Genomic DNA, 4,262 nt, shown 5'->3' with positions numbered 1-4,262 from the left:
AGATCAGTGCCTTGTTCTGAACCTTCGGAAACGGTATCTCCCGCATCTTCGACGATGAAGGTATCGTCCCCGAGGTTGCCGGACATCGTGTCCGCGCCGAGCGCTCCGTCGATCAGATTGTTGCCAATCCCGCCCACGATTTGGTTGGCGAGTACGTTCCCTGTCGCAGTCTGATCTGTAAGGCCGGCTATCGACAAGTTTTCAACATTGCCAACCAAGGTGTAGGAAACGAGGCTCACGACCTGGTCTTGACCCTCGTTCGAGTTTTCGACGATGACATCGCCAGCGTTCTGAATCTGATATGTATCATCACCGAGGCCACCGGTCAGGATATTGAGACCGCTGTTGCCGACCAGAACATTGTCGAGGGCATTGCCGGTGCCATTCAGGTTGTCCGAACCTAACAGCGTCAAGGCTTCAACGTCGGAAGACAGTGTGAAACTGACCGTTGATTCGACCTCATCATAGCCCTCGCCACCGGCTTCAACTACGCTGTCTGCGATGTTGTCGACCCCATAGAGGTCGTCGCCGTTTCCACCTGCCAACGTATCGGCGCCGCCACCGCCGATAAGCGAGTCTTGTCCGCTCAAGCCATAAAGCGAATTGTCACCCGTGTTACCCGTTATGACATTATCAAGGCTATTGCCGGTTCCGCCAAAGCCCGCAGAGCCCGTAAGACTGAGGTTTTCGATCTGATCGGCCAGGATGACCGTTACAGACGCCTGGACCTCATCGTTACCGCCGCCGACGCTTTCCTGGACAACTGCAGCGCCAGACTCAACAACATAGGTGTCGTTGCCCGCCCCCCCGGCCAAGGTATCGACGCCGCCTAACCCGGTCAGAAGGTTGTTGCCGGCGTTGCCGCTGATCAAGTTGTTCAGGCCGTTCCCGGTGCCGTTGATATCGGCGATACCGACAAGAGTCAGGTTTTCGACGTTCGCAGCGAGCGTAATGGATAGAGAGGCTTCGACAAGATCAGTGCCTTCCGCAACATTTTCGACCACGCTGTCAGTCGACGAATCAATGACATAGGTATCGTTGCCCTGCCGACCCGTCAGAGTGTCATTCCCGGCCCTACCTTCGATTCGGTTATCATTGTTGTTGCCGGTCAGGCTGTCATTATAAGCAGACCCCGTGACATTCTCAAACTGCGTAAGCGTATCCAACCCGCCACCACCGGTATTCTGCTGGTTCCCGTTGGCAATGTTGACAGTAACGGCAGATATCGCGTCGGCATAGCTCACTGTGTCGTTGCCGTTGTCGCCGGAAAGGTAGTCCGTACCGGCGCCACCCAGGATCAGATCATTGTCGTTGCCACCAAAAATCTGATCATTGCCTGCGCCACCGCTTAAGGTATCGGTGCCGGCGTCACCCCAAAGGTAGTCGATGTCGCTCGCGCTGCCTGTGATCGAATCGTCGCCGTCGCCACCGTACAAGTAGCCACCGCCACTGGAGTCGGAAATGACGTCGTCGTCCGCCTCTCCGTAAAGGTAGTCAAAGCCGTCGCCGCCATTTAAACTGTCTTCCCCGCCGGAGCCGCGCAACGAATCCGTCCCGCCACCGCCATTGAGGGAGTCATTTCCGCCCCCCCCAACAACAGTGTCACTGCCCGAACCACTGATGACCGTATCGTTGCCCGAACCTGACTTGACATCCGCACTCTCAAGGTTGCGAAGCACTGTCCCGTCGCTCAGGATGGCTCCACCCGCGGTCGCCATCAGGCTTGCATCTATAATGAGATCCACGGCCAGTTCCGTGCGATATAGAACCACCTTGTCAATACCGGTACCGCCATCGACCGTGTCTGCTCCACCATAGCTGTGTAACTGGTCGTCGTTGGCACCGCCCTGCAGAGAATCGTTGCCGATATCGCTTCCCGCAGCGTAATCTCCGCCATACAGTGCGTCATTGCCGGTTCCACCGTCGATACTGTCATCTCCGCTGCCGCCCAAAGCGGCGTCAGCTGCGCCACCAGCGATGATCGAGTCATTATCGGCACCGCCGAACAGAGTGTCTCCACCAGCTTCGCTTGTCAGTGTGTCATTGCCTGCGCCGCCAGAGAGATAATTGCCGACCGCGCCGCCGGTACCGGCAACATCATTCCCGGCGCCGCCGAAGAAGACATCGACAAGCCCGCCACCGACAAAGGTATCGTTGCCAACGCCCGTGGCCACTGTGACGCGCTCGATATTCTTGATCACCCCACCGTCTGCGAGAGTTTGCCCGGTCGAGGTCGCTACCTGAGCGACATCGAAGAGATAGTTAAGGACCGACGTCGACCGGTTGAAGTCCAGGTCATCCGTGCCAGCCCCACCGTCTATGTCGGTTCCCTCGCCGGAACTGGTGATCGAGTCGTTACCATTCCCGGCGATCAATTCGTCAACGCCGGTGCCGCCCAACACGGTGTCGTTGCCATCGCCACCGGTAAGTGTGTCATCGCCTGCGGCTCCCGAAAGCGAGTCGTCGGATGAGCCTCCGACTATGCTGACCTGTTCAATATTCGTTGCATATGAGGAGCCAAAATTACTATCGAATTGAAAAATTGCTCCGGCCCAATAAGCATTCAAAGAGAATGCTGAGCCGGTGTAGTCGACGACAAGGAGATCCGTTCCGGCGCCCGCGGTCCAATCGAATTCCCATTCCGTTTCTGTTGCCCGAAACTCATCATTACCACTGCCTGTCGTCAATTCGACAGCATCAAGGTTGCGAACGACTGTGCCGTCCGCCAGCGTCGTTCCACCAGCGCTCGCAGCCGCGGTCATGTCATAAAGAACCGTGACGGCCATATCACCCAAGTTCAGTATACCGCGGTCATAACCCGTGCCACCGTCAAGAACATCCGTACCTGCACCACCCGACAAGGTGTCATCACCAAGCCCGCCCCCAAGCGTATCATTGCCATCTCCGCCGGAAATTGAATCCTGGCCGTTAGAGCCGGACAGTGAGTCATTGCCTCCAAGGCCGTCAATCGCGTCGTCGCTTACTGTGCCGGTATAGGTATCGTCGCCCGGTGTGCCGCTGTAATCAATACGGTTGAATGCTCCCGACAAAATCGGACCCAATCCGGGATTGACCTGATCCTTGTCCTTAAGACCGCGAAACTTTGCCATGATTGAGCCTCCCTTAAACACACGGCAGGGCGCCACAACGGGCGCACAGCATTAGTCGGCCACACGCAGTGACCGTTCAGGTTGAAATATATTGAAAACCTGCGCGCAAAGCAGATAACACGCAACGCCGCAAATTACCGCCAAACACCACGCAAGACCGAAACCGCCTCGCAGCCCTCGTCACCCAGCACGCAAGGACCGCTGACAAAATTATCCAATTGAACGCTGTTCGCAAGCCGTTTGTAGCCAAAAAACGAAAATAAATTCGATTCGCGAAAAAGCTATGCGATTTGAAGCCTTTCGCAGGTGCTAAAAGTTCGCATTCAGAAGATACTTTCGGTTGTTATCACCCAATATACCGGATCGCCTCCACGCGCACGGTTTCCACACCGTTACCGTGTTGCCACCGCCCAGGTGGATCTGCACGGTGGATCAGCACATTGCCGCCAACCAGACTCAGGCGATCGGCATTGGCGACACCTCCGGAATAGGCGCTGATATCGAGACGATTGCCTCGAGCCGCCATGAAGGCGCTTACCGTGTACTTGCCGGTGCCCGCAATACTCACGTCACCCCCCCCCAACAGCGCTATCGGATTCACACATTTAATGCGGCTCCTATTTTGGCGTCGTTAAATCTTAGCCATCCTTCGAGCATGACGGCTGGACCCGGCTTTCCGTAGTATCCGGTCCACCCTCCCAGCCGGGCGCAAACCCATGCTCCGTAAGCAAGTGATCCTAGGGGATGTGGGTTTTTCTGCTTGTCTGTCTTGCCTTCCAGTTTCTGAGTGAAGGCTTGCAGGAGTGGCATGTCACAGGCATCGAAGGCATCGGTTAGCGGCCGCAAAGGCTTGTTGTCGGGAGCTCCGTCTCTGGCATGGACCAGTTGCTGAACGTTGACAGCAGCAATGAGGGCGGCTGTGACCAGTTTCGAGCGCGGGACTTCATCTTCGATACGAATGCCTTCAATGTCGAAGCCCTGAGTTTTCAAGGTTCTGAACAGTTGTTCAATGGCCCAGCGACGCCGGTAAAGGTCGACAACTTTCAAAGCCTCCACCACGTCATCAATCTTATGCGTGGTGAGCAGGCGCCAATGGATGGGCGTCACACCCGGGATTGGGTCGCGTTCGCGGACATCGACCACTTTCAGGTT

The 4,262-nt window shown here is 56.4% G+C and carries 3 protein-coding genes; all 3 read right to left on the bottom strand.

The window, feature by feature from the left end:
* The coding region (locus ABAC402_RS38860; protein ID WP_023451361.1) for a calcium-binding protein at positions 1 to 3,110 on the bottom strand (3,110 nt) is incomplete at its 3' end.
* A 346-nt stretch (positions 3,111 to 3,456) separates the two neighbouring features.
* The gene (locus ABAC402_RS38855; RefSeq protein WP_023451360.1) at positions 3,457 to 3,678 is read right to left on the bottom strand and encodes a hypothetical protein; all 222 of its coding nucleotides are present in this window, start codon (positions 3,676 to 3,678) and stop codon (positions 3,457 to 3,459) included.
* Positions 3,679 to 3,707: 29 nt separating this feature from the next.
* Positions 3,708 to 4,262, bottom strand: a 555-nt coding sequence (locus tag ABAC402_RS39975) for a transposase (protein WP_155847502.1), incomplete at its 5' end; no start/stop codon positions are given.

The sequence above is a fragment of the Asticcacaulis sp. AC402 genome, from assembly GCF_000495835.1.
In the GTDB taxonomy this organism is placed as follows: Bacteria; Pseudomonadota; Alphaproteobacteria; order Caulobacterales; family Caulobacteraceae; genus Asticcacaulis.
Note: the sequence above shows the minus strand (reverse complement) of the source record. Positions and strands in the feature narration are given on the sequence as shown.